Origin of the sequence: Xanthomonas sp. DAR 80977, from assembly GCF_041240605.1 — a bacterium.
GTDB classification, from domain to species: Bacteria; Pseudomonadota; Gammaproteobacteria; order Xanthomonadales; family Xanthomonadaceae; genus Xanthomonas_A; species Xanthomonas_A bundabergensis.
Genome location: NZ_CP162487.1, coordinates 4,420,388 through 4,438,845 on the forward strand (window position 1 = coordinate 4,420,388; position 18,458 = coordinate 4,438,845).

General features: G+C 71.2%; 15 protein-coding genes. 6 read left to right on the forward strand and 9 right to left on the reverse strand.

What is annotated here, in order from left to right; translation table 11 throughout:
* Window positions 1-8: 8 nt before the first annotated feature.
* The 9 genes from bcsA to AB3X10_RS18820 form a co-directional block, all read right to left on the reverse strand.
* Window positions 9-2,159: a UDP-forming cellulose synthase catalytic subunit gene (gene bcsA, locus AB3X10_RS18780; RefSeq protein ID WP_369976933.1), complete on the reverse strand. Its 2,151-nt coding sequence runs from the start codon at window positions 2,157-2,159 to the stop codon at window positions 9-11.
* A 95-nt stretch (window positions 2,160-2,254) separates the two neighbouring features.
* Complete coding sequence (locus AB3X10_RS18785) at window positions 2,255-2,635, reverse strand: hypothetical protein (protein WP_369976934.1); 381 nt, start codon at window positions 2,633-2,635, stop codon at window positions 2,255-2,257.
* A 50-nt stretch (window positions 2,636-2,685) separates the two neighbouring features.
* Window positions 2,686-3,144, reverse strand: coding sequence for a cellulose biosynthesis protein BcsD (gene bcsD, locus AB3X10_RS18790; RefSeq protein WP_369976935.1), 459 nt, complete (start codon window positions 3,142-3,144; stop codon window positions 2,686-2,688).
* A 220-nt stretch (window positions 3,145-3,364) separates the two neighbouring features.
* Window positions 3,365-4,546, reverse strand: coding sequence for a nicotinate phosphoribosyltransferase (gene pncB / locus AB3X10_RS18795; RefSeq protein ID WP_369976936.1), 1,182 nt, complete (start codon window positions 4,544-4,546; stop codon window positions 3,365-3,367).
* A gap of 121 nt (window positions 4,547-4,667) precedes the next feature.
* Window positions 4,668-5,657, reverse strand: a complete 990-nt coding sequence (locus AB3X10_RS18800; protein WP_369976937.1) for a glycoside hydrolase family 113 — start codon at window positions 5,655-5,657, stop codon at window positions 4,668-4,670.
* Complete coding sequence (locus tag AB3X10_RS18805) at window positions 5,639-7,153, reverse strand: hypothetical protein (RefSeq protein ID WP_369976938.1); 1,515 nt, start codon at window positions 7,151-7,153, stop codon at window positions 5,639-5,641. Before AB3X10_RS18805 ends, AB3X10_RS18800 begins: the two co-directional genes overlap by 19 nt.
* The gene (locus AB3X10_RS18810; RefSeq protein ID WP_369981894.1) at window positions 7,101-9,017 is read right to left on the reverse strand and encodes a glycosyltransferase family 2 protein; all 1,917 of its coding nucleotides are present in this window, start codon (window positions 9,015-9,017) and stop codon (window positions 7,101-7,103) included. Before AB3X10_RS18810 ends, AB3X10_RS18805 begins: the two co-directional genes overlap by 53 nt.
* A 22-nt stretch (window positions 9,018-9,039) precedes the next feature.
* A complete protein-coding gene (locus AB3X10_RS18815) occupies window positions 9,040-10,011 on the reverse strand; it encodes a hypothetical protein (RefSeq protein WP_369976939.1) in 972 nt (323 codons plus the stop codon).
* Window positions 10,012-10,182: 171 nt separating this feature from the next.
* Window positions 10,183-11,028, reverse strand: coding sequence for a glycosyltransferase (locus tag AB3X10_RS18820; protein ID WP_369976940.1), 846 nt, complete (start codon window positions 11,026-11,028; stop codon window positions 10,183-10,185).
* Window positions 11,029-11,406: 378 nt separating this feature from the next.
* On the opposite strand from AB3X10_RS18820, the gene AB3X10_RS18825 reads away from it, so the two are divergent.
* From AB3X10_RS18825 to AB3X10_RS18850, 6 genes are all read left to right on the forward strand, one after another.
* Window positions 11,407-12,327: an ABC transporter substrate-binding protein gene (locus AB3X10_RS18825; protein ID WP_369976941.1), complete on the forward strand. Its 921-nt coding sequence runs from the start codon at window positions 11,407-11,409 to the stop codon at window positions 12,325-12,327.
* Window positions 12,324-13,475, forward strand: a complete 1,152-nt coding sequence (locus tag AB3X10_RS18830; RefSeq protein ID WP_369976942.1) for a phosphotransferase enzyme family protein — start codon at window positions 12,324-12,326, stop codon at window positions 13,473-13,475. Before AB3X10_RS18825 ends, AB3X10_RS18830 begins: the two co-directional genes overlap by 4 nt.
* Window positions 13,472-14,449 (forward strand): sulfurtransferase, encoded by a 978-nt coding sequence (locus tag AB3X10_RS18835; RefSeq protein ID WP_369976943.1) that lies wholly within the window; start codon window positions 13,472-13,474, stop codon window positions 14,447-14,449. Before AB3X10_RS18830 ends, AB3X10_RS18835 begins: the two co-directional genes overlap by 4 nt.
* A gap of 94 nt (window positions 14,450-14,543) precedes the next feature.
* Window positions 14,544-16,724, forward strand: coding sequence for a TonB-dependent siderophore receptor (locus AB3X10_RS18840; protein WP_369976944.1), 2,181 nt, complete (start codon window positions 14,544-14,546; stop codon window positions 16,722-16,724).
* A 222-nt stretch (window positions 16,725-16,946) separates the two neighbouring features.
* Window positions 16,947-17,528, forward strand: a complete 582-nt coding sequence (gene pnuC, locus AB3X10_RS18845) for a nicotinamide riboside transporter PnuC (RefSeq protein WP_369976945.1) — start codon at window positions 16,947-16,949, stop codon at window positions 17,526-17,528.
* Window positions 17,529-17,619: 91 nt separating this feature from the next.
* Window positions 17,620-18,357, forward strand: coding sequence for a UTRA domain-containing protein (locus AB3X10_RS18850; protein ID WP_369976946.1), 738 nt, complete (start codon window positions 17,620-17,622; stop codon window positions 18,355-18,357).
* Window positions 18,358-18,458: the final 101 nt, after the last annotated feature.

Consider the following 18,458-nt stretch of genomic DNA (forward strand, 5'->3'; position numbering starts at 1 on the left):
AACGCGCGTCACGGCGCGGATTCCTCGCCGGCCGGACGCGAACGGAAGCCGCCGCGCACGCTGTCGCCGACATGCTGGCCCAGGCGCTGGAAGCCGCGCATGCTCGCGGCGAACACCTGGCCCATCGATTTCCAGAAGTTGTCGCGGTCGTGGCGGCCCCACTGCGACACCCAGATGTCGGCGCGGGCGAAGGTGCAGGCGACCAGCCAGCGCTCCTGTTCGATCGACATGGCGCGGAACTGCACGCTGATGTGTCCGTCGCGGTCGTGGCGCACGATCGCCGGCAGGCGCTTTTCGCTGTTGCGATGCGACAGGCCCACGTCGACCAGCGTGTCCGGCTCCACCGGCGCCGTCTCGACCAGGTTCAGGGCCATGCCGCCGGTGGAGAAGTTGACGCTGCGGCAGGCCAGTTCCTGGCCGTCGGGCAGGTACAGCGTGGCCGGGATGTCCAGCGGCACGCGGTGCGAGCGGCGCACCTGGCGCATCTCGCTGGCGGTGGCGATGGTGGCGCCGAGCAGCAGCACGTTGTAGACGGTCCAGGCCAGGTTGAACCAGATCGTCTGCGCTTCGCCGGTGGCATCGGTGTAGATCAGGCGCATCGCCCCCGCAGCCAGGCCGGCCAGGTTCAGCACCAGCAGGAACAGGTAGGGCTTGGCGATCTGCCGGTCGAAATAGCTGCGCGTGACCAGGCCGCCCTTGGGGGTGACGTTGAACTTGCCGAGCTTGGGATTGAACAGCGCCACCAGGGTCGGACGCAGGATGTACCAGGCCAGCGTGGTCTCGTAGACCTCGTTCCACAGCAGGTGGCGGAACTTGCCCTGGGTACGCAGGTTGGTCAGGTTGGCCTGCATGATGTGCGGCAGCGCGTAGGCCAGGATCATCAGCGCCGAGGCGTGGATCACGTGCGCGCCGAAGAACAGGTAGGCCAGCGGCGCGGTCAGGTAGATGATGCGCGGCAGCCCGTAGAAGAAGTGCAGCATCGCGTTGGCGTAGCACAGCCGCTGCGACAGGCGCAGGCCCTTGCCGAGCAGCGGGTTGTCCAGCCGCGCGATCTGCGCCATGCCGCGCGCCCAGCGGATGCGCTGGGCGACGTGGCCGGACAGGCTCTCGGTGGCCAGGCCGGCGGCCTGCGGCACGGTGATGTAGGCGCTGCGGTAGCCGCGCCGGTGCAGCTTCAGCGCGGTGTGCGCATCCTCGGTCACCGTCTCCACCGCCACCCCGCCCACTTCCTCCAGCGGCTTGCGCTTGATCACCGCGCACGAGCCGCAGAAGAAGGTCGCGTCCCACTGGTCGTTGCCGTCCTGCAGCAGGCCGTAGAACAGCTCGCCCTCGTTGGGCACCTTGCCGTGGTTGCCGAGGTTGCGCTCGAACGGATCGGCGGAGAAGAAGTAGTGCGGCATCTGCACCACCGCCAGCATGCGGTCGCGCAGGAACCAGCCCATCGCCACCTGCAGGAACGAGCGGGTCGGGATGTGGTCGCAGTCGAAGATCGCCACGTATTCGCCGCTGGATTTCTTCAGCGCGGCATTGATGTTGCCGGCCTTGGCGTGGAAGTTGTTGGTGCGGGTGACGTAGTGGATGCCGGCCTGCGCGCAGAAGTCGCGGAACTCGTCGCGGCGGCCGTCGTCGAGCAGATAGATGTTGAGCTTGTCCGCCGGCCAGTCCATCACGCTGGCGGCCAGGATGGTGGAGCGCACCACCGACAGCGGTTCGTTGTAGGTGGGGATGAACAGGTCCACCGTCGGCCACGCGCCTTGGTCGGCGGGCAGCGGCACCGGGCGCCGGTTCAGCGGCCACAGCACCTGGAAATAGCCCAGCACCAGGATCGTGAAGGCATACACCTCGGCCAGCAGCAGGCCCAGGCCGAGACTGAGATCGACCACGCTGCTCACGCCCATGGTCTGGGTGATGCGCCACCAGATGTAGCGCGAGGACATCGCCAGCGACAGCGACATCATCACCAGCACGGCGAGCCGGCTGCCGCTGCGGCGCAGCAGCAGCGCCGCGGCGAACACCACCAGCGAGAACAGCATCTGCTGCGGCACGTCCATCGGAATGGCGACCACGAACACCAACAACAAGGCGCCCAGCGCCCACAGCGACCAGGTGGCCAGTGTGTGCATGGGTTGACCGGTACGCGATGCGGACGCAGCGCTCATCAGCGATTCCTAGCGAAGTGGGGCGAGGCCGGCGCGCGTTTTCCCCTCCGCGCGGCGACAGGACGGCGAGACGCGGCACGGCGGCCGCGCACGGGTCAGCGGATCAGGATCCGCTTGAGCGGGCTGTTGGGCGTCGGCGCGCGATCGCGGCCGCCGTCGAGCAGGCGCTGGAACAGCTGGGTCAGCGGCGTAGCCGTCGTGGCGGCCGGCGCCGGCGCGGCCGGCTCGGCCGCCGGGACCGGCCTGGCCGCGGGCAACGCCACCACCAGCCGGGGTTCGGCCGGCGCGCGCACCACCGACAGCGTCGGCGCGGGTGCCGCCGGCGGCAGCGGTTCGGCAGCGACCGGCTCCGGCGCGCTCAGCCGCGCCGCGGAAAAGTCCTGGTACGCGCTGGCGCCCTGGCTGCCGAGCTTGGCGAACAGGCTGGAAATGTCGTCGGCCGCGTCGGCGCCCGCATGGTCGTTCTTCTTGGACATCGATCACCCCCTAAGATGATTGTGTAGCCGGTGGAATCCGGGCAGCCCGCTCAGGCGACCCGGCACAGCACGAAACGGCGGACGTCTTCCTCGACGGCCGGCACCGCGCGGATCCCCAGACCCGCCAACATGCCGGCCTGCTCGAACCAGGCGTGGTACACCCCTTCCAGGAATCCATCCGCTCCGGCCGTCTCCCCGGCCAGGGCGATCTGCAACGGCGAGCCGACGTGGTGCAGGTCGACCCGGTCGGCCTGCTCCTCGAAACGCGCATAGCCCCACTCCAACCTGTCCCACACGCGGTTGACCCCGGCCTGCACCTCGTCCAGCGTCGCGCAGGCCCCGATCGGGTGCTCGTCGGCGAAACGGCGGCCGATCCGCGCCATCAGCAGCGCCATGTCCTCCGCCGCCAGCTCCGCCGCGAACTCCTGGGCCAACGCCCGCAGAAAGCCGCGCCACTGCCGCGAACAGGCCTGGGTGCGGAAATGCGTGTGTAGCTCGGGAGAGCTCATCGGGTGATGCCTCTGCTGGAAAAATGGCACGGCGCGTGCGCTGCAAGGGTACCTAGCAAACGCAATGCCAATATGGCGGGGACTGCCACTAATGCGACACAGTTCTCACTTTGCCCGCCAATCATAGCCCACTGCTGCGCCACAGCAAAGTCTCCGCCGACCGGACGACGGCCCCCATTCTCGCCGCAATGGGAGCGCCTGTCGGCATGCCCACGTCCCACTATTGACGATCGGCCGCCACGTCGAAGACCTGGCGCAGGTAGGCCAGGTAGGCGGGGTCGTCGCACAGGTTCTTGCCCGGCGAATCGCTGAGCTTGGCCACCGGCTGGCCGTTGCAGCGGACCATCTTGATCACGATCTGCAGCGGCGCCGGCCCCAGGTCGTTGGTGAGGTTGGTGCCCACGCCGAAGGCGAGCATGCAGCGGCCGTGGAAATGCGCGTACAGCCGCATCACCTTGTCGATGTCCAGGCCGTCGCTGAACACCAGCACCTTGCCGCGCGGGTCCACCCGGTGCCGCTGCAGGTGCGCCAGCACGCGCTCGCCCCATTCGAACGGGTCGCCGGAATCGTGGCGCATGCCGTCGAACAGCTTGCAGAAGTACAGGTCGAAATCGCGCAGGAAGGCGTCCAGCCCGACCACGTCGGACAGGGCGATGCCGAGGTCGCCGCGGTATTCGCGCGCCCACGATTCCAGCGCCGCGGCCTGCGAATCGCGCAGCCGCGGGCCCAGCGCCTGGAACGCCTGCAGGTATTCGTGGGCCATCGTGCCCAGCGGGGTCAGCCCGTAGCGGCGGGCGAAATACACGTTGCTGGTGCCGACGAACTGCGTGCCCAGGGTCTGCTGCAGCACCGGCAGCAGTTCGCCATGCCAGGCGCGCGAATAGCGGCGGCGGGTGCCGTAGTCGGCGATCGCGCAGGCGCCGTAGCCGCTGCTGTCGCGCAGCAGCGCGATCTTGGCCTGCAGCCGGCGCAGGCCCTCGGCCTGGTCGTCGCCGCCGGTGTTGCGGAACCAGACCTCGTTGACGATCGCCAGCAGCGGCACTTCGAACAGGATGGTGTGCAGCCACGGCCCGCGGATGCTCAGCTCGATCTCGCCCGGCACCGTGGCCGAGGCCTGCAGCTGCAGGTACTTGCGGTCGAGGTGGAACAGCGCCAGGAAATCGGCGAAGTCCGGCTTGATGAAGCGCAGTGCGCGCAGGTAGTCCAGTTCCTCGTCGCGGAAGCGCAGCGCACACAGCGCGTCGATCTCGGCCGAGATCTGCTCCAGGAACTGCGCCAGGTCGATGCCCGGGGTGCGGCACTTGAAGCGGTATTCCACCTGCGCGCCGGGATGCTGGTGCAGCACCGCCTGCATCATCGTGAACTTGTAGAGGTCGGTGTCGAGCAACGAATCGATGATCATCGCGCGATTATGCGCCCAGCGTGTTGCCGGCTCACTCCGGCTCTTCTGCAGGAGCGGCTTCGGCCGCGACCGGCGCTACCGGTAATGCCGGTCGCGGCTGAAGCCGCTCCTGCAGGAAGCGTCAGGGCGCGGCGCCACGCGCCAGCACCGCCTGCGCCGGCTTGTGCTGCACGGTGAAATCGCTGTCGTGCGCGCCGCCGGCGTCCGGATCGGTGTACCAGCACCAGATCGCGATGCCGGCGATGCGCTGTTCGCCGAGCACGCGGCGCCAGTCCTTCAGCACCTGCGCCTGCAAGGCGGTATCCACCGCGGCGCTGCGCTGTTCGGGGCTCTCCCAGGGCGCGGCCAGGCTGCCGCGCGCCGAGCGCAGGCCCAGTTCCGCCACCCACACCGGGCGCCCGCTGCGCGTGCCCAGCGCCTGCACCCGCGCCGCCGCGGCGCGCATCTGCGCCAGCCGCTGCGCCGGCACCGCCGCCAACGCCGGGTACAGGCTGGTGCCGACGAAATCGAAGCGGTCCCAGTAGCCGAAGCGCTCGGCCTGCTCCAGGCCGTCGGCCACATAGCCGAGCGGGCCGCGGTAGACCTGGCGCACCGCCGCGACCAGCTCGGGCCACTGCGGCGCGTCCTGCAGGCCGCGCAATTCGGTGCCGACGATCAGGGCCTCGGCGCGCTCCTCGGCGGCGACCTGCGCCAGCTGCAACAGCGCGCGCCGGTAGGCGCCGAACCAGGCTTCGCGATCGGCCGGCGCGGCATCGCCGGCCCAGTGTCCCGGGATCCACAGATGCACCTTCAGCACCGGCTGCAGGCCGGCCGCGCGCATCTGCCGCAGCCCGGCGCGCACCTGTTCCACGCTGCTGTCGCTGCCCAGCACCGGATCGTCGGACTGCGGCGTGGCCTGCCAGACGAAGGCGACCAGCAGCGCGCGTTCGGCACCGGCATCCGCCAACTGCTGCAGCGAGCGCTGCGCCGCCGCGCTGCCCCACGGCGCCTGCGCCGACACCTTGACGTTGGCGCCCATCCACGGCGCCGCCGCGGGCGTGGCCGCGCCGCAGCCGCACGCGCTCATCGCGAACAGCATGCCGGCCAGCCACCTCACGGCAATCGACGCCATACCCGGTAGGACCCTTGTCGGTAGACCAGACTGTAGCCGGGCAGGCCTTGTTGCCACAGCTGCGGCAGGCGCCGGTTGACGCTGTCCAGCGCCCCGGCCTGGCTCGCCGGGTCGGCCACCACCACCTGCGCCGGCATCTGCCGCGGGTCGTCCAGCGCGCGCTTGTAGCGCGGGTCGAACGGCAGGACCAGGCCCTGCGCGTCGCCGCGCGCCACGATCACCGCGTAGCCGGCGCGGTCGTCGAGCAGGGTCGGCAGCCGCGCCTCGGCCAGCCAGGCGCCCAGCCGCGCTTCGTCCGGATGCCGCGGCGCCACCGGCGCGCGCAACGCCGCGGCCCAGTCGCGGGTGGTCGAGGCGGCGGTCTGGGCGATGACCCAGCTGCTGGCGACCGCGCCGAGCAGCAGCAGCGCCAGGGCCGGCCAGCGCAGTTCGCGGCGCAGATCGCCCAGCACCAGCGCCGCCGGCACCACCATCAGCGCCAGGAAATCCAGCGGCTGTGCGCTGAAGCGCGCCCACGCCGCCAGCGTGCCGGCGCCGATCACGGTGACCGTCGCCACCAGCACGCAGCGCCAGGTGCTGCCCAGGCGCGCGCGCCGCACCAGCAACAGCAGCGGCGTGGTGACCAGGCCGGCCAGCGCCAGGTACAGCGGCGGCCACCACGGCCGCGCCAGCGCCTGCTGCAGCCACGGCTGCAGCGCGGCCTGCGCGTAGCTGCCGCGGAACGCCGAATGCTGGTCGCGCACGAACAGCAGCGCGTCGCCGAAGAACAGGTAGTTCAGGTACATCCAGGTCGCGACCGCGAACAGGAACGGCAGGTAGCAGACCAGGTAGAACGACACCGGCGCGCGCCGCAACATGCCCTGCGGCGCGATCAGGCCCAGCCACGGCGCCATCGCCACGGCCAGGAAGCAGGCGCGTTCGTCGACGAAGAACAGCAGGCACAGGCCCAGCGCCAGGCGCAGGTAGGCGAAGGCTTCCGGGTCGCCGCGGAAATGGCGCAGCGCGCGGCAGGTCAGGTAGAACACCAGCAGGCCCAGGCCCTGGTTGTTGCCCGACAGCGTCGGCCACAGGAAGAACGGCTGCAGCACCAGCGCCGCGCACAGGCCCCAGGCCCAGCCGCGGCCCAGGCCGGCGGCGAGATCGCGCCACAGCAGGGTCACCATCGCCGCGCCGGCGAGCACGTCCACCAGGTACGGCAGCAACGGCGTGGACAGCCCCGGCACGCCGCCGATCAGCAGGCCCAGGTACAGCGAGGCCTGCGCGTACAGGAACCCCAGGTATTCGGTGCGGAAACCGGCCGCGTCGCGCAACAGCAGCAGCTTGGCGTACTGCGCCATCGCGTCGTCGCTCATGTAGCCGTGCGCGAGCAACCGGTGGCACAGCAGCGCCAGCAGCGCAGCGGTGGCCACGAACACCGGCGCGCCGCGGTAGCGGCCCGGCGTCTCAGTCGTCGAGGGCGGCGCGGCGCTCTTCGGCCATGTGCTTGCTGATGCCATGGGTGGTCTTTTCCCAGTAGAACGGATTGCGGATGAGTTGCCAAAGCCCCTTGTAGGCGGCGATCGATTGCAGCAGCCAGTACAGCGGCACGGTCAGCGCGTACGGCGCCAGCCGGAAGTAGTCGCGCTTGAACGCGGCCACCAGGGTCATGTAGATCAGGAAGCCGTTGCCCAGCAGCAGGTTGAGCAGGCTCAGGTACAGCAGCGCGGGCGGAAAGAACGGATCGAAGAACTTCGACCCCGCCGCCAGCCACAGGCCGTAGCTCAACCACATCAGCGGCGCGACCAGCGCGGTGAAGAAAGTCCCGCCGACGAACAGCTGGAAGCCCCAGAAACCGCGGAAGCCGGTGGACCGGTACAGCTGCACCGGATCGCGCATGTGCACCAGCCAGGTCTGCATGTAGCCCTTGAGCCAGCGCGAGCGCTGCCGGATCCAGTTGGGGATGCTGACGTTGGCTTCCTCGAACGTGGTCGAGTTGACCACGCTGACCCGATAGCCCTGCTGGGTCAGGCGCACGCCCAGGTCGGCGTCCTCGGTGACGTTGTACGGGTCCCAGGCATGGACCTTGCGCAGGATGTCCAGGCGGAAATGGTTGGAGGTGCCGCCCAGCGGGATCGGGATGCGCAGCGTTTCCAGCGCCGGCAGGTAGAAGTCGAACCACAGCGTGTATTCCAGCGTGAACATGCGCGTGAGCCAGTTCTCGTCGGCGTTGTAGTAGTTCAGCCGCGCCTGGATGCAGGCCACGTCGGCCGGCGACTTGCGGAACGCGGCGACCGCGCGCTTGAGCTGGTCCGGCTCCGGCTTGTCCTCGGCGTCGTAGATGGTGAGCATCTGCCCGCGCGCGAACTGCAGCGCGTAGTTGCAGGCCTTCGGCTTGGTCTTGGGCTGCGACGGCGGCACCCGGATGATCTCGAAGAACGCCTCCAGGCCCAGTGCCTTGGCCGCCTCGATGGTCTCGATGTCGTCGGCCTCCAGCACCAGCTTCACGTCCAGCTTGGAGGTCGGGTAGTCGAGCCGGCGCAGGGCGTTGGCCAGGATCGGCAGCACGTCCGGCTCCTTGTACATCGGCACCAGCACCGTATACACCGGCAGGTCCTCGTCGCTGAGCGCGGCGACCTCCTCGTCGCTGACCTTGATGTCGATGCGGCGCCGCGCGCCGCGCCAGGCCAGCGCGAACTTCAGGCCGAAGGTGGCCAGGAACGCCACCCCGATCACCGTGTTGATCGCGATCAGGCTCGCCACCGGCCACAGCGCCAGGGCCAGGACCAGCAGCACCGCCAGCGCCCACAGGAACACCACCTGCTTGCGGGTCACGACCTGCCTGGCCGAATGCTCCGGCGCATGCTCGGCGAGCAGGTTCAGCGCGTCGTGGGTGAGCTGCGCGTCGGCCTGCTGCTGCAGGCCCCAGACGATGTCGAACTTGGAGGTGCCGACGAAGCGCACGTCCGCGCCGTACAGGTTGCGCGCCCAGGCGAAGGTCTCCGGGCCGGGATCGGCCACCGCCAGCACCAGCCGGCCCTCTTCGCGGCGCCACGGCAGCACCAGGCGCTGCGCGTATTCGGCCAGCCGCTCCGGTTCGAACAGCGCCGGGTCGATCGGCTGCTGCAGCAGGTTGACGAAGTTCAGCCCGAAATGCGCCGACAGCACCGTGTAGAACTGCAGCGCGGTGACCCCGCGCTGGGCCAGCACCACATCGCCCAGGCGCGAACGCCAGCGCGCCTGCAGCGCCAGCGCGTCCTGCAGCTGCGCCGCGTCGATGACCCCGGCTTCGACCAGCGCGGTGCCGATCGGGGTCTGCCAGCCGCGCGGTTCGGGCACGCTGCCGAGCGGGCCGATCGCGTCGCCGGCGCTGGCGCCGGCCATGGACTCGTTCACGGCCGCCTCCTCAGAACCGCCACCAGGCGGCCACGAACGGGCCGCCGGCGCCGCCGGTGTTGCGCCCGGCCACCGGCTGCTGGTAGCCGAGCTGCAACTGGGTGCCGCCGGGCAGCGTGTGCAGCAGCGAGGCCTGCAGCTTGGTCAGGTCGTAGTTGTTGCCGCGGATCGGGGTGCCGGGCGCGTAGACCGGATTGGGGCCGTTGCCGTTGCCCAGGCCCTGGATCACGTTGAGTTCGCCGATCAGCATCCAGCGCGGCGCCAGCGCCAGGCCGCTGCTGATGTCCAGCCGCGCCTCGTCGGCGGAGTCGCCGCCGCGTAGGCGTACCGCCGCGCCGAGGTCCACGTAGCCGTCGCGGCTGCCGGCCCGGTAGCCGCGGCCGACGCTGTAGCGCAGTTCGGCGCCGTAGTCGCCCTGCCCCAGCGCCGGATGGTCGCGGTCGTCGGCGCCCTGCCGGCCGTAGCCGGGAATCAGCGCCAGCACCTGCACCGCGCCCTGCCACGGGCCGTCGCGGCCGTCCGGGTCCAGGCGGTAGCGCAGCCCGATTTCCTGGTCGGCCCAGCCGGTGGTGTGCTGGTCGCCGTAGCCGCTGTCGTTGCGGTAGCCGACCTTGCTGAAATAGAAGTTGCCGACCAGGGTCAGGTCGGCGCTCAATCCATACTCGGCATAGAAGTTCAGCTGGTCCTGGCGGCTGCGCCCGGCATCGGGGAAATTCTGGCTCTGGCCGTGGCTGTTGTAGACCGCGCCGCCATCGCTGTGGCTGGCCTTGAGGATCGCCAGCGCGGCGCCCTCGTCCTGCACCCAGGCACCGGCGAAACACGGTCCGGCCGCCATGGCCGCCAGGCCCAGCGCCAGCGCCGGCAGCAGTGCGCGCGTGCGCCGGCCCGGCTGCTGCCGCAGGCCACCGGTGTTCGCCATAGAAGGGGGTGCCGCACATGCGTGCGACCACGAGCGCGCACGCTCGCCGTAGGGCTGGTTCATCGCCGTTGTTTCCTGGAGGGGGGCCCCTGGAACAGGGAGCAGGAAACGATCCCGTAGCGGAATCGCGATCGGAACGTAGCACTTTTTCCGTGTGCTTCACATCACGCAATAAATGAACTGCTCATCACGCATACAGCCTGACGCAGCGCATGCACCAGCCTGGTGCTGCGTTCAGCCGGGACGCCGCCAGCACAGCCTGGCGAAGGTCACCCAGGCATGCAGCCAGATCACCGCCCACACCGCCGCGCGCACCGGCGCCGGGCGCGTCGGCGCCTCGAACTTGCGGAAGTAGCGCCACAGGCCGCGATGCTTGTGCCATTCCACGAACCAGGGCCGCTTGCGGCTGGAGACGCCGCGCACGTGCAGCACGCGCATGTCGTTGCGCACCGCGACCGTGGCCCCGGCCTGGCGCGCGCGGCGGCACAGGTCCAGGTCCTCGGCATGCAGGCGGTAGCCGGCGTCCCAGCCGCCGATCCGCTCGAACAGCGCGCGCGGCAGCAGCATCAGCGCACCGGAGATCGCCTGCACGCGCTGCAGCGGCTGCGCCGGATCGGCCGCGACCGCCAGCCGCGAACCGGCCAGCGGGTGCCGCAGCATCGCCGCGAAGTCCGGATCGCGGCGGCGCACCGCGGCGTCGGCGCGGCCGTGCTCGTCGACCTGCTCCACCCCGAGCAGCGCGTCGCCGAGCGCGGCGACCTGCGCGCGCAGCAGCGCCAGCGTGTCGGCCTCCACCAGCAGATCCGGATTGACGAACGCCAGCCACGCCGCGTCGCTGGCCGCCGCGCCCTGGTTGCAGGCGGTGGCGAAGCCGGGATTGTCGGGATTGGCGATGAAGCGCACGCGCCGGTCCTCCAGCGCGTGGCGCTGCACGATCGCCAGGGTGTCGTCGCGCGAGGCGTTGTCGACCACGCGGATCTGCGCCACCTCGGCGGCCGCGCGCAGCCGCTGCAGACAGGCGTCGATGGTGCTGCCGCTCTCGTAGGTCACCACCACCACGGCCATCTGCTGTTCGCTCATCCACCGATTATCCCGCAACCCGGCACGGCCAGCGCGCCGCGGGCGTGGCACGGAGCCCCCGTTGCCGCGCATACTCTGCGACCGTGGACGCGCGGCCCGCCTTGCAGCAGGCCGCCATCCACGGGGACGCGGAACTGTCCGCGCCCTTTCCCTCGCACAGTGCAGATGCCGGCCAGCGCTCGTTCCTGTCCAAGGCTGCCGCCACGACCCAGAAACCGCGTACGCCGCTCCGGCCTGCGCGCGTGCCGACGGCCCGGCGGCGCCGTCGTCCATTCAGCCGATATATCCATCGGACGTATCAATAGCACCGCAGATCATTGGTCTAGACCAGATGCCGGGGCAAGCATGCGCTTCCCGTCCCCGCCGGCCGTCCCCGCCATGCGCCCGCTGCGCGTCATGCTCGAATACTTCCATCCGTGGCCGAACTCGGCCGGCTTCTACCTGGCGCGCGAGCGCGGCTGGTACCGCGATTGCGGCCTGGAGCTGGTGCTGCAATTGCCCGACCCCTGGCATGGCGACGGCCTGGCGCACCTGCTGCGCGGCGACTGCGACTTCGCGGTGTTCCCCAGCAACCGCCTGCTGGTGCGCCGCGCCGGCGGCGAGCCGCTGCGCGCGATCGCGGCGATCAACCAGTGCGGGCTCGAGGCGATCCAGACCCTGACCGGCCTGGGCATCGCCCGCCCGCGCGACCTGGGTGGGCGCCGGCTGGCGATGAACCCGACGCCGCGCGGGCTGGCGATGGTGCGGCACCTGGTCGCGCACGACGGAGGCGATCCGGACGCCGTGACGATCGTGGATGCCGGCAGCCGCGAACTGCGGCCGGAAGACCTGGCCGCCGGCGTCGCCGATGCCAGCTTCGGCGGCTACTGGGCCTGGGAGGCGCTGATGGACAGCCGCATCGAGGCCGCGCGGCGGGTGACCTGGCCGGTCGCCGCGCTCGGCGCGCCCGCCTACCACAGCTACCTGCTCGGCGCGCACGAGCGCACGCTGGCCGCGCAACCGCAACAGGTGCGCGCGTTCCTCGCCGCCACCGCGCGCGGGTTCCTGGCCGCGGCGGCCGCGCCGCTGGACGCGCTCGACGCCTACGAGCGCGCCACCCCGTATTTCCCGCGCACCTTGCTGTCGGCCTCGTTGCACGCGATCGCGCCGACCTGGCTGCATGGCGGGCGCTGGGGACGGATGCGCCAGCCGCTGCTGCAGGGCTATGCGCACTGGCTGGCGCAGCATGGCGTGCTTGCCGACGCCGAGGCCTGGCGCGATGCCGCCGATCCGCGCTTCCTGGCCGAGACACCGGCATGAGCGCGCAGCACCAGATGCACAGCATGAGCGCGGCCACCGCGGCCGCCGACTGGCCGCCGCTGCGCGCCGACGAGGTGGACACGCTGCTGCGGCGCTTCGCGCTGCACGACGCGGTGCGCGCGTTGCGCTGGCACAGCCCGCGCCCGTTCTCCGCGGCGGCCGAGGTCGAGACCGGGGTCGGCACGCTGTTCGTCAAGCGCCATCACCGCAGCCTGCGCGACGTGCGCACGCTGGGCGAGGAGCACCGCTTCATCGCCCACCTGCGCGCACGCGGCGCGCCGGTGCCGCTGCTGCTGCATAGCGCCGAGGGCGCCACTGCGGTGCAATTGGGCGACTGGACCTACGAAGTGCAGCGCGCCGCACAGGGCGAGGACGTCTACCGCGAGGCCGCGTCGTGGACCGCGTTCGCCAGCACGGCCCACGCCCATGCCGCCGGGCGCGCGCTGGCCGGCCTGCACCGCGCCGCCAGCGGCTATGCCGCCGCACCGCGCAGCACCACGCTGCTGGTCGCCAACCTGCGCCTGTTCGGCCAGCCGCAGCCGTTGCCGGCGCTGCAGCAGGACCTGGCGCGGCGGCCGGCGCTGGCCGCCTGGCTGCAGCGCCGCGACTGGCATGCCGACCTGCGCACGCATCTGCTGCCCTGGCACGCGCAGGCCTGGCCGCTGCTGCGCTCGCCGCCGCCGGCGCTGTGGACGCACGGCGACTGGCACGCCTCCAATCTGCTGTGGCGCGGCCACGGCGATGCCAGCGAGGTCAGCGCGGTGTTCGACTTCGGCCTGGCCGACCGCAACTTCGCGCTGTACGACCTGGCCACCGCGATCGAACGCAACCTGGTGCCATGGCTGCACCTGGACGAAGGCCGCCGCGCCGTCGCCGAACTCGACCAGCTGGACGCGCTGCTGCACGGCTACGCCGCGGTGCTGCCGCTGGACCCTGCGCAGCTGCGCCTGCTGGCGGCGCTGCTGCCGCTGGTGCATGCCGATTTCGCGCTCAGCGAGATCGAGTACTTCGCCGGCATCACCGGCTCGGACGCGAATGCGGACATCGCCTACCGGCGCTACCTGCTCGGCCACGCCGACTGGTTCGGCGGCGACGACGGCCAGCGCCTGCTGCAGCACCTGCAGCGGCGCGCGGCGGCGTGGCGATGAGCGCGCCCGCCACGCCGCTGGTCGACGTCGCCAGCTTGGCCGCACGGCTGCAGGATCCGCGGCTGCGGCTGTTCGACGCCAGCGTCGAACTGCCGGCACCGCGCTTCGACGGCGACTACCGCCCGGCCAGCGGCGCCGACGGCTGGCGCCAGGCGCACATTCCCGGCGCGCGGCATGCCGATCTGCTGCATGCGCTGAGCGATCCGCAGGCCGGCTTCGGCTTCGCGCTGCCGCAGCGTCAGGCGCTGCTCGCGGCACTGCAGCGGCTGGGCATCGGCGACGGCTGCATGCCGGTGCTCTACGATCGCAGCGACGGCTTCTGGGCGGCGCGGCTGTGGTGGATGTTGCGCAGCGTCGGCATCGACGCGCAGGTGCTGGACGGCGGCTGGCGCGCCTGGCACGCCGCCGGCTTGCCGGTCGCCAGCGGCGAGCCCGCAATGCCGGTAACCGCATGGGCGATGCTCACGGCCACGCCGCGGCCGGAATCGTGGGTGGATCGGCGCTACATCGAGGCGGTGCTGGCCGGGGACGCAGCGGGAACCCTGGTCTGCGCGCTGTCGGCGCCGCTGTTCGCAGGCCACGCGCCGAGCCGCTACGCGCGCCGCGGGCATATCCCCGGCAGCCGCAACCTGCCGGCACGCGCGCTGTTCGACGCCGGTGGCCACTACCTGCCGCCGGCGCAGCTGGCGGGGATCCTGGCGCCGCTGCAGGCCGCAGCACGGCCGCTGCTGCTGTATTGCGGCGGCGGCATCAGCGCCGCCGCCGTGGCGTTGGCGCTGAGCCTGCTCGGCGAGACCGCGGTGGCGGTCTACGACGGCTCGCTGCAGGAATGGGCGGCCGATCCGGCGCTGCCGCTGGCGACGCTGGCAGATGCCTCCAGCGCGAGCGAACGCGCTGCCGACGCGGATGCCGATGCGGCGCGGCCGCGCGCGACGGGCGGCGCGCCCACGCACGCGACGGAGCCGCCGCAATGACGGCTTGCTTGCAACCTTTCGCGCTTCGCATCCGATGTCGCGGCCGCCCCCTGCGCCGCCGCCCTTCCCCCCTTTCATCCGTTTGAGGTTCCGCATGGCACACCGTTCTTCCCCCCACGCGCCGCTCGCACTGGCGCTCGCACTGGCCATCGCCGCGCCGGCGCAGGCGCTGGCCGCGGACCGCGTCGACACCGCCAGCGCCACGCAGACGCCGGTCGAACTGGACGCGGTCAACGTGCAAGGCGAGCAGCCGCGGCACCGCTCCGAACTGGCCGGCTACGGCGATGCCGCGCTGCTGGACACGCCGGCATCGATCGCGGTGATCGACCGTGCGCAGCTGGACGACCGCCAGGTGCGCGTGCTCAGCGAAGTGCTGCGCGCCGACGCCTCGGTCGGCGACAGCTACGCGCCGATCGGTTACTACGAGAACTTCGTGGTGCGCGGCTATTCGCTCAACGCCGCCAACAGCTACCGGATCAACGGCCTGACCGTCACCGGCGAGCAGAACGTGGCGCTGGAGAACAAGGAACAGGTGCAGGTGCTCAAGGGCCTGTCCGGCCTACAGTCCGGCCTCACCGAGCCGGCCGGCGTGATCGACTACACGACCAAGCGCCCGCAGCAGGTGCGCTCGCTGGTGCTGGGCACGGACGACGACGGCGGCCGCTACGCCGCCGTGGACCTGGGCGACTGGTTCGGCCGCGACCGCCAGTTCGGGCTGCGGGTCAACGCCGCGCACGAGGACATCCGCAGCTACGTCGAGCATGCCGACGGCCACCGCAATTTCCTGTCGCTGGCCGCGGACTGGAAGATCGATGCGCAATCGACGCTGCAGCTGGACGTGGAATACCAGGACCGCCAGCAGCGCTCGGTGCCCGGCTACCAGTTGCTCGGCGGCGAGCGCGTGCCCGGCGACGTGTCGGTGCACCGGCTGCTGGCCTACCAACCCTGGTCCAAGCCGGTCGGCATCGACGCGCTCAATGCACAGCTGCGTTATCAATACCGCTTCAACGACGCCTGGCAGGCGCAACTGGCGGCAGCGCACAGCCGCGCGGTGATCGACGACTATTCCAGCTTCGCCTGGGGCTGCTACGGCGCGGCCAGCTGCGCCAGCGACGCGGTCCCCAACTATTTCAGCCGCGAAGGCGACTACGACATCTACGACTACCGCAACCCCGACGACACGCGCCGCAACGACCAGTTGCAGGCGACCGTGTCCGGCAGCTTCGCCACCGGCCCGCTGCAGCACCAGCTCAATGCCGGCGTGGACTACCTGCACCGCACCATCGACCAGCACGGCTCGATCAACGAATGGATCGGCAGCGGCAACATCGACGCCGATCCGCCGTTGCTGACCCAGGCCGATGCCGAGCTCGATCCCAAGCGGCGGCGCCTGGACAGCACGCAGACCGCGCTGCAGGCCAGCGACCGGATCGGCATCGGCGCGGCCTGGCAACTGCTGCTGGGCGCGCGCCAGGTGCGCTACGACGAACGCGCCTGGGACCGCGACGGCGTGCTGACCCGGCGCACCCGCCGCTCGGAACTGCTGCCGCAGGCGGCGCTGCTGTTCAAGCCGCAGCAGGCGCTGTCGCTGTACGCCAGCTTCGCCAAGGGCCTGGCGCCGGGCGGCACTGCCTCGTGGTTCGCCAGCAATGCCGATGCGATCCTCGCCCCGACCAGCGCCTACCAGAGCGAGGCCGGCATCAAGTACGAACGCGCCGGGCTGGCGCTGGGCGCGGCGCTGTTCGACATCCGCCAGGCCTACCAGTACGCGCAGCCGCAGGCCGACGGCAGCTTCCTGTACCTGCAGCAGGGCCGCCTGCACAACCGCGGCATCGAGCTGTCGGCCGACGGCGCGATCGGCGAACGCCTGCACCTGCAGGCCAGCGTCGCCGGCATCCGCGCGCGCGCCGAGGACACCGGCACGCCGGCCTACGAAGGCCACCAGGCCTTGAACGTGCCCAGGCTGCGCGCCAGCGCCCAGGCTAGCTGGGACGTGCCCGGCGCGACCGGCCTGGCGCTGCTCGGCGGCGCGCAGTACAGCGGCGCCAAGTACGCCGACCGCAGCGGCCGCGTCGCCGTCGGCGGCTACACCGTCTACAACCTGGGCGCGCGCTACGCGACGCGGCTGGGCACGGTGCCGACCACGCTGCGGCTGAGCGTGGACAACCTGGCTGACAAGCGCTACTGGCGCGACGTCGGCGAATACCTCGGCGACGACTACCTGTTCCTGGGCGCGCCGCGCACTGCGCGGCTGGCGCTGCAGTTCGATTTCTGAGGGCCGGGATTGGGGATTCGGGATTGGGGATTCGTAAAGGCCAAGAGCGGGATGGACACGGAGCGTCACTGTCGCAGGAGCGGCTTTAGCCGCGACGGGACGTCCCTGGAAAGCCTGTCGCGGCTGAAGCTGCTCCCACAAACGAGCGCATTGCTTCGCGCTCGCGGAAAATCTCCAATCCCCAATCCCCAATCCCCAATCCCCAATCCCGGCCTTCCACCCATGTCCCCACTCGAACTCCTCGCCGTGCTGGTTAATGTGCTCGGCGTGTGGCTGACCGCGCGCCGGGTGCGCTGGTGCTGGCCGGTCAACGTCGTCGCGGTACTGCTCTACGCGTGGCTGTTCTACCAGTGGAAGCTGTACTCGGACATGTTGCTGCAAGGCGTCTACGTATTCCTGCAGGGCTACGGCTGGTGGCGCTGGAGCCAGGGCCGGCTGGACCACGGCAAGGTCCGGGTCGGGCCGCTGCCGTTGCGCGAAGGCGCGCTGTCGCTGCTGGCCGGCGCCGCCGGCGCGGCGCTGCTGGGCTGGCTGATGCATCGCCACACCGATGCCGCGCTGCCGTGGCTGGACGCGACGCTGTCTGCCTTCAGCCTGGTCGCCAGCTTCTGGGCGGCGCGCAAGCGCATCGCCAACTGGGGCTTGTGGATCGTGCTCGACTGCCTCTACGTCGGCGTCTTCGTCTACAAGGGGCTGTATCCGACCGCGGCGCTGTACGCCGGCTTCGTGGTGCTGGCGATCTACGGCCTGCGCCTGTGGCAGGCCGACCTGCGCCGCGCCGGCGCCGCGCCGTCGTCGCCATGAGCGGGCGCATGATCGGCATGGGCATGTGCCGCGCACCCGGCGTTGTCTGCGACCATGCGCAAGGACAGCGCCATCGCGCGACGGAGAACGCATGCCCACGCCATTGAACCCGGCCGCCGGCTTCGGCCAGCGCATCGTCGATGCGCTGCTGGCGCGCATCGCCGGCGGCGAATGGGCCGCGGACCAGCGCCTGCCGGTGGAACGCGAGCTGGCCGCGCTGTTCGGCTGCACCCGCATCACCTTGCGCGAAGCGCTGCAGCAGCTGGAATCGGAGGGCCACATCTACCGCGAGAACCGGCGCGGCTGGTTCGTCAGCGCGCCGCGCGTGCGCCACGACCCCACCAGCATCGCCGGCTTCATGCAGTACGTGGCCGCGCAGGGCGGCACGCCGCGCACCGAACTGCTCGGCGCGCGGCGCCAGGCGGCCGGCGCCACGCTGGCGCGGCAGCTGGAACTGGACGACGCCGAAGCTGAGGTGTTCGTGCTGCAGCGGCGGCGCTGGATCGGCCGCCGCGCGGTGCTGCTGGAGACCAATGCGATCCTGGCCGCGTGGGCGCCGAGCCTGCTCGAGCACGACCTGGCCGGCTCGCTCAGCGCCGTGCTCGGGCAACGGCTCGGGCTGCGCCAGGCGCGCAGCCGGCTGTCGATGTATCCGGCCACGCTGGACGCCGAGCAGGCCGCGCTGCTGCAGTCCACCGCCGGCACGCCGTGCTTTCTGCTGCAGCGGGTCAGCTACGCCGCCGATGGCCGCGCGGTGGAATTCGACATCGAGTCCTGGCGCCACGACGTGCTGGAAGTGACGGTGGAGGTGCAGGCGCCGCCGGCGTGAGGCTGGCCCGTGCAACATTGGCAGCGCAATGCGCCAACGCGGAAGGGCGAGGCGGTGCGGATGCGGTCTACGGCCTCGACCCACCTGCAACCACAACACTC

Excerpts from the sequence above, each read along its gene's own strand:
- bcsA (WP_369976933.1), bottom strand. The coding sequence starts at position 2,159 with ATGAGCGCTGCGTCCGCATCGCGTACCGGTCAACCCATGCACACACTG.
- AB3X10_RS18785 (WP_369976934.1), bottom strand. The coding sequence starts at position 2,635 with ATGTCCAAGAAGAACGACCATGCGGGCGCCGACGCGGCCGACGACATT.
- bcsD (WP_369976935.1), bottom strand. The coding sequence starts at position 3,144 with ATGAGCTCTCCCGAGCTACACACGCATTTCCGCACCCAGGCCTGTTCG.
- pncB (WP_369976936.1), bottom strand. The coding sequence starts at position 4,546 with ATGATCATCGATTCGTTGCTCGACACCGACCTCTACAAGTTCACGATG.
- AB3X10_RS18800 (WP_369976937.1), bottom strand. The coding sequence starts at position 5,657 with ATGGCGTCGATTGCCGTGAGGTGGCTGGCCGGCATGCTGTTCGCGATG.
- AB3X10_RS18805 (WP_369976938.1), bottom strand. The coding sequence starts at position 7,153 with ATGGCATCAGCAAGCACATGGCCGAAGAGCGCCGCGCCGCCCTCGACG.
- AB3X10_RS18810 (WP_369981894.1), bottom strand. The coding sequence starts at position 9,017 with ATGGCCGGCGCCAGCGCCGGCGACGCGATCGGCCCGCTCGGCAGCGTG.
- AB3X10_RS18815 (WP_369976939.1), bottom strand. The coding sequence starts at position 10,011 with ATGAACCAGCCCTACGGCGAGCGTGCGCGCTCGTGGTCGCACGCATGT.
- AB3X10_RS18820 (WP_369976940.1), bottom strand. The coding sequence starts at position 11,028 with ATGAGCGAACAGCAGATGGCCGTGGTGGTGGTGACCTACGAGAGCGGC.
- AB3X10_RS18825 (WP_369976941.1), top strand. The coding sequence starts at position 11,407 with ATGCGCCCGCTGCGCGTCATGCTCGAATACTTCCATCCGTGGCCGAAC.
- AB3X10_RS18830 (WP_369976942.1), top strand. The coding sequence starts at position 12,324 with ATGAGCGCGCAGCACCAGATGCACAGCATGAGCGCGGCCACCGCGGCC.
- AB3X10_RS18835 (WP_369976943.1), top strand. The coding sequence starts at position 13,472 with ATGAGCGCGCCCGCCACGCCGCTGGTCGACGTCGCCAGCTTGGCCGCA.
- AB3X10_RS18840 (WP_369976944.1), top strand. The coding sequence starts at position 14,544 with ATGGCACACCGTTCTTCCCCCCACGCGCCGCTCGCACTGGCGCTCGCA.
- pnuC (WP_369976945.1), top strand. The coding sequence starts at position 16,947 with ATGTCCCCACTCGAACTCCTCGCCGTGCTGGTTAATGTGCTCGGCGTG.
- AB3X10_RS18850 (WP_369976946.1), top strand. The coding sequence starts at position 17,620 with ATGCCCACGCCATTGAACCCGGCCGCCGGCTTCGGCCAGCGCATCGTC.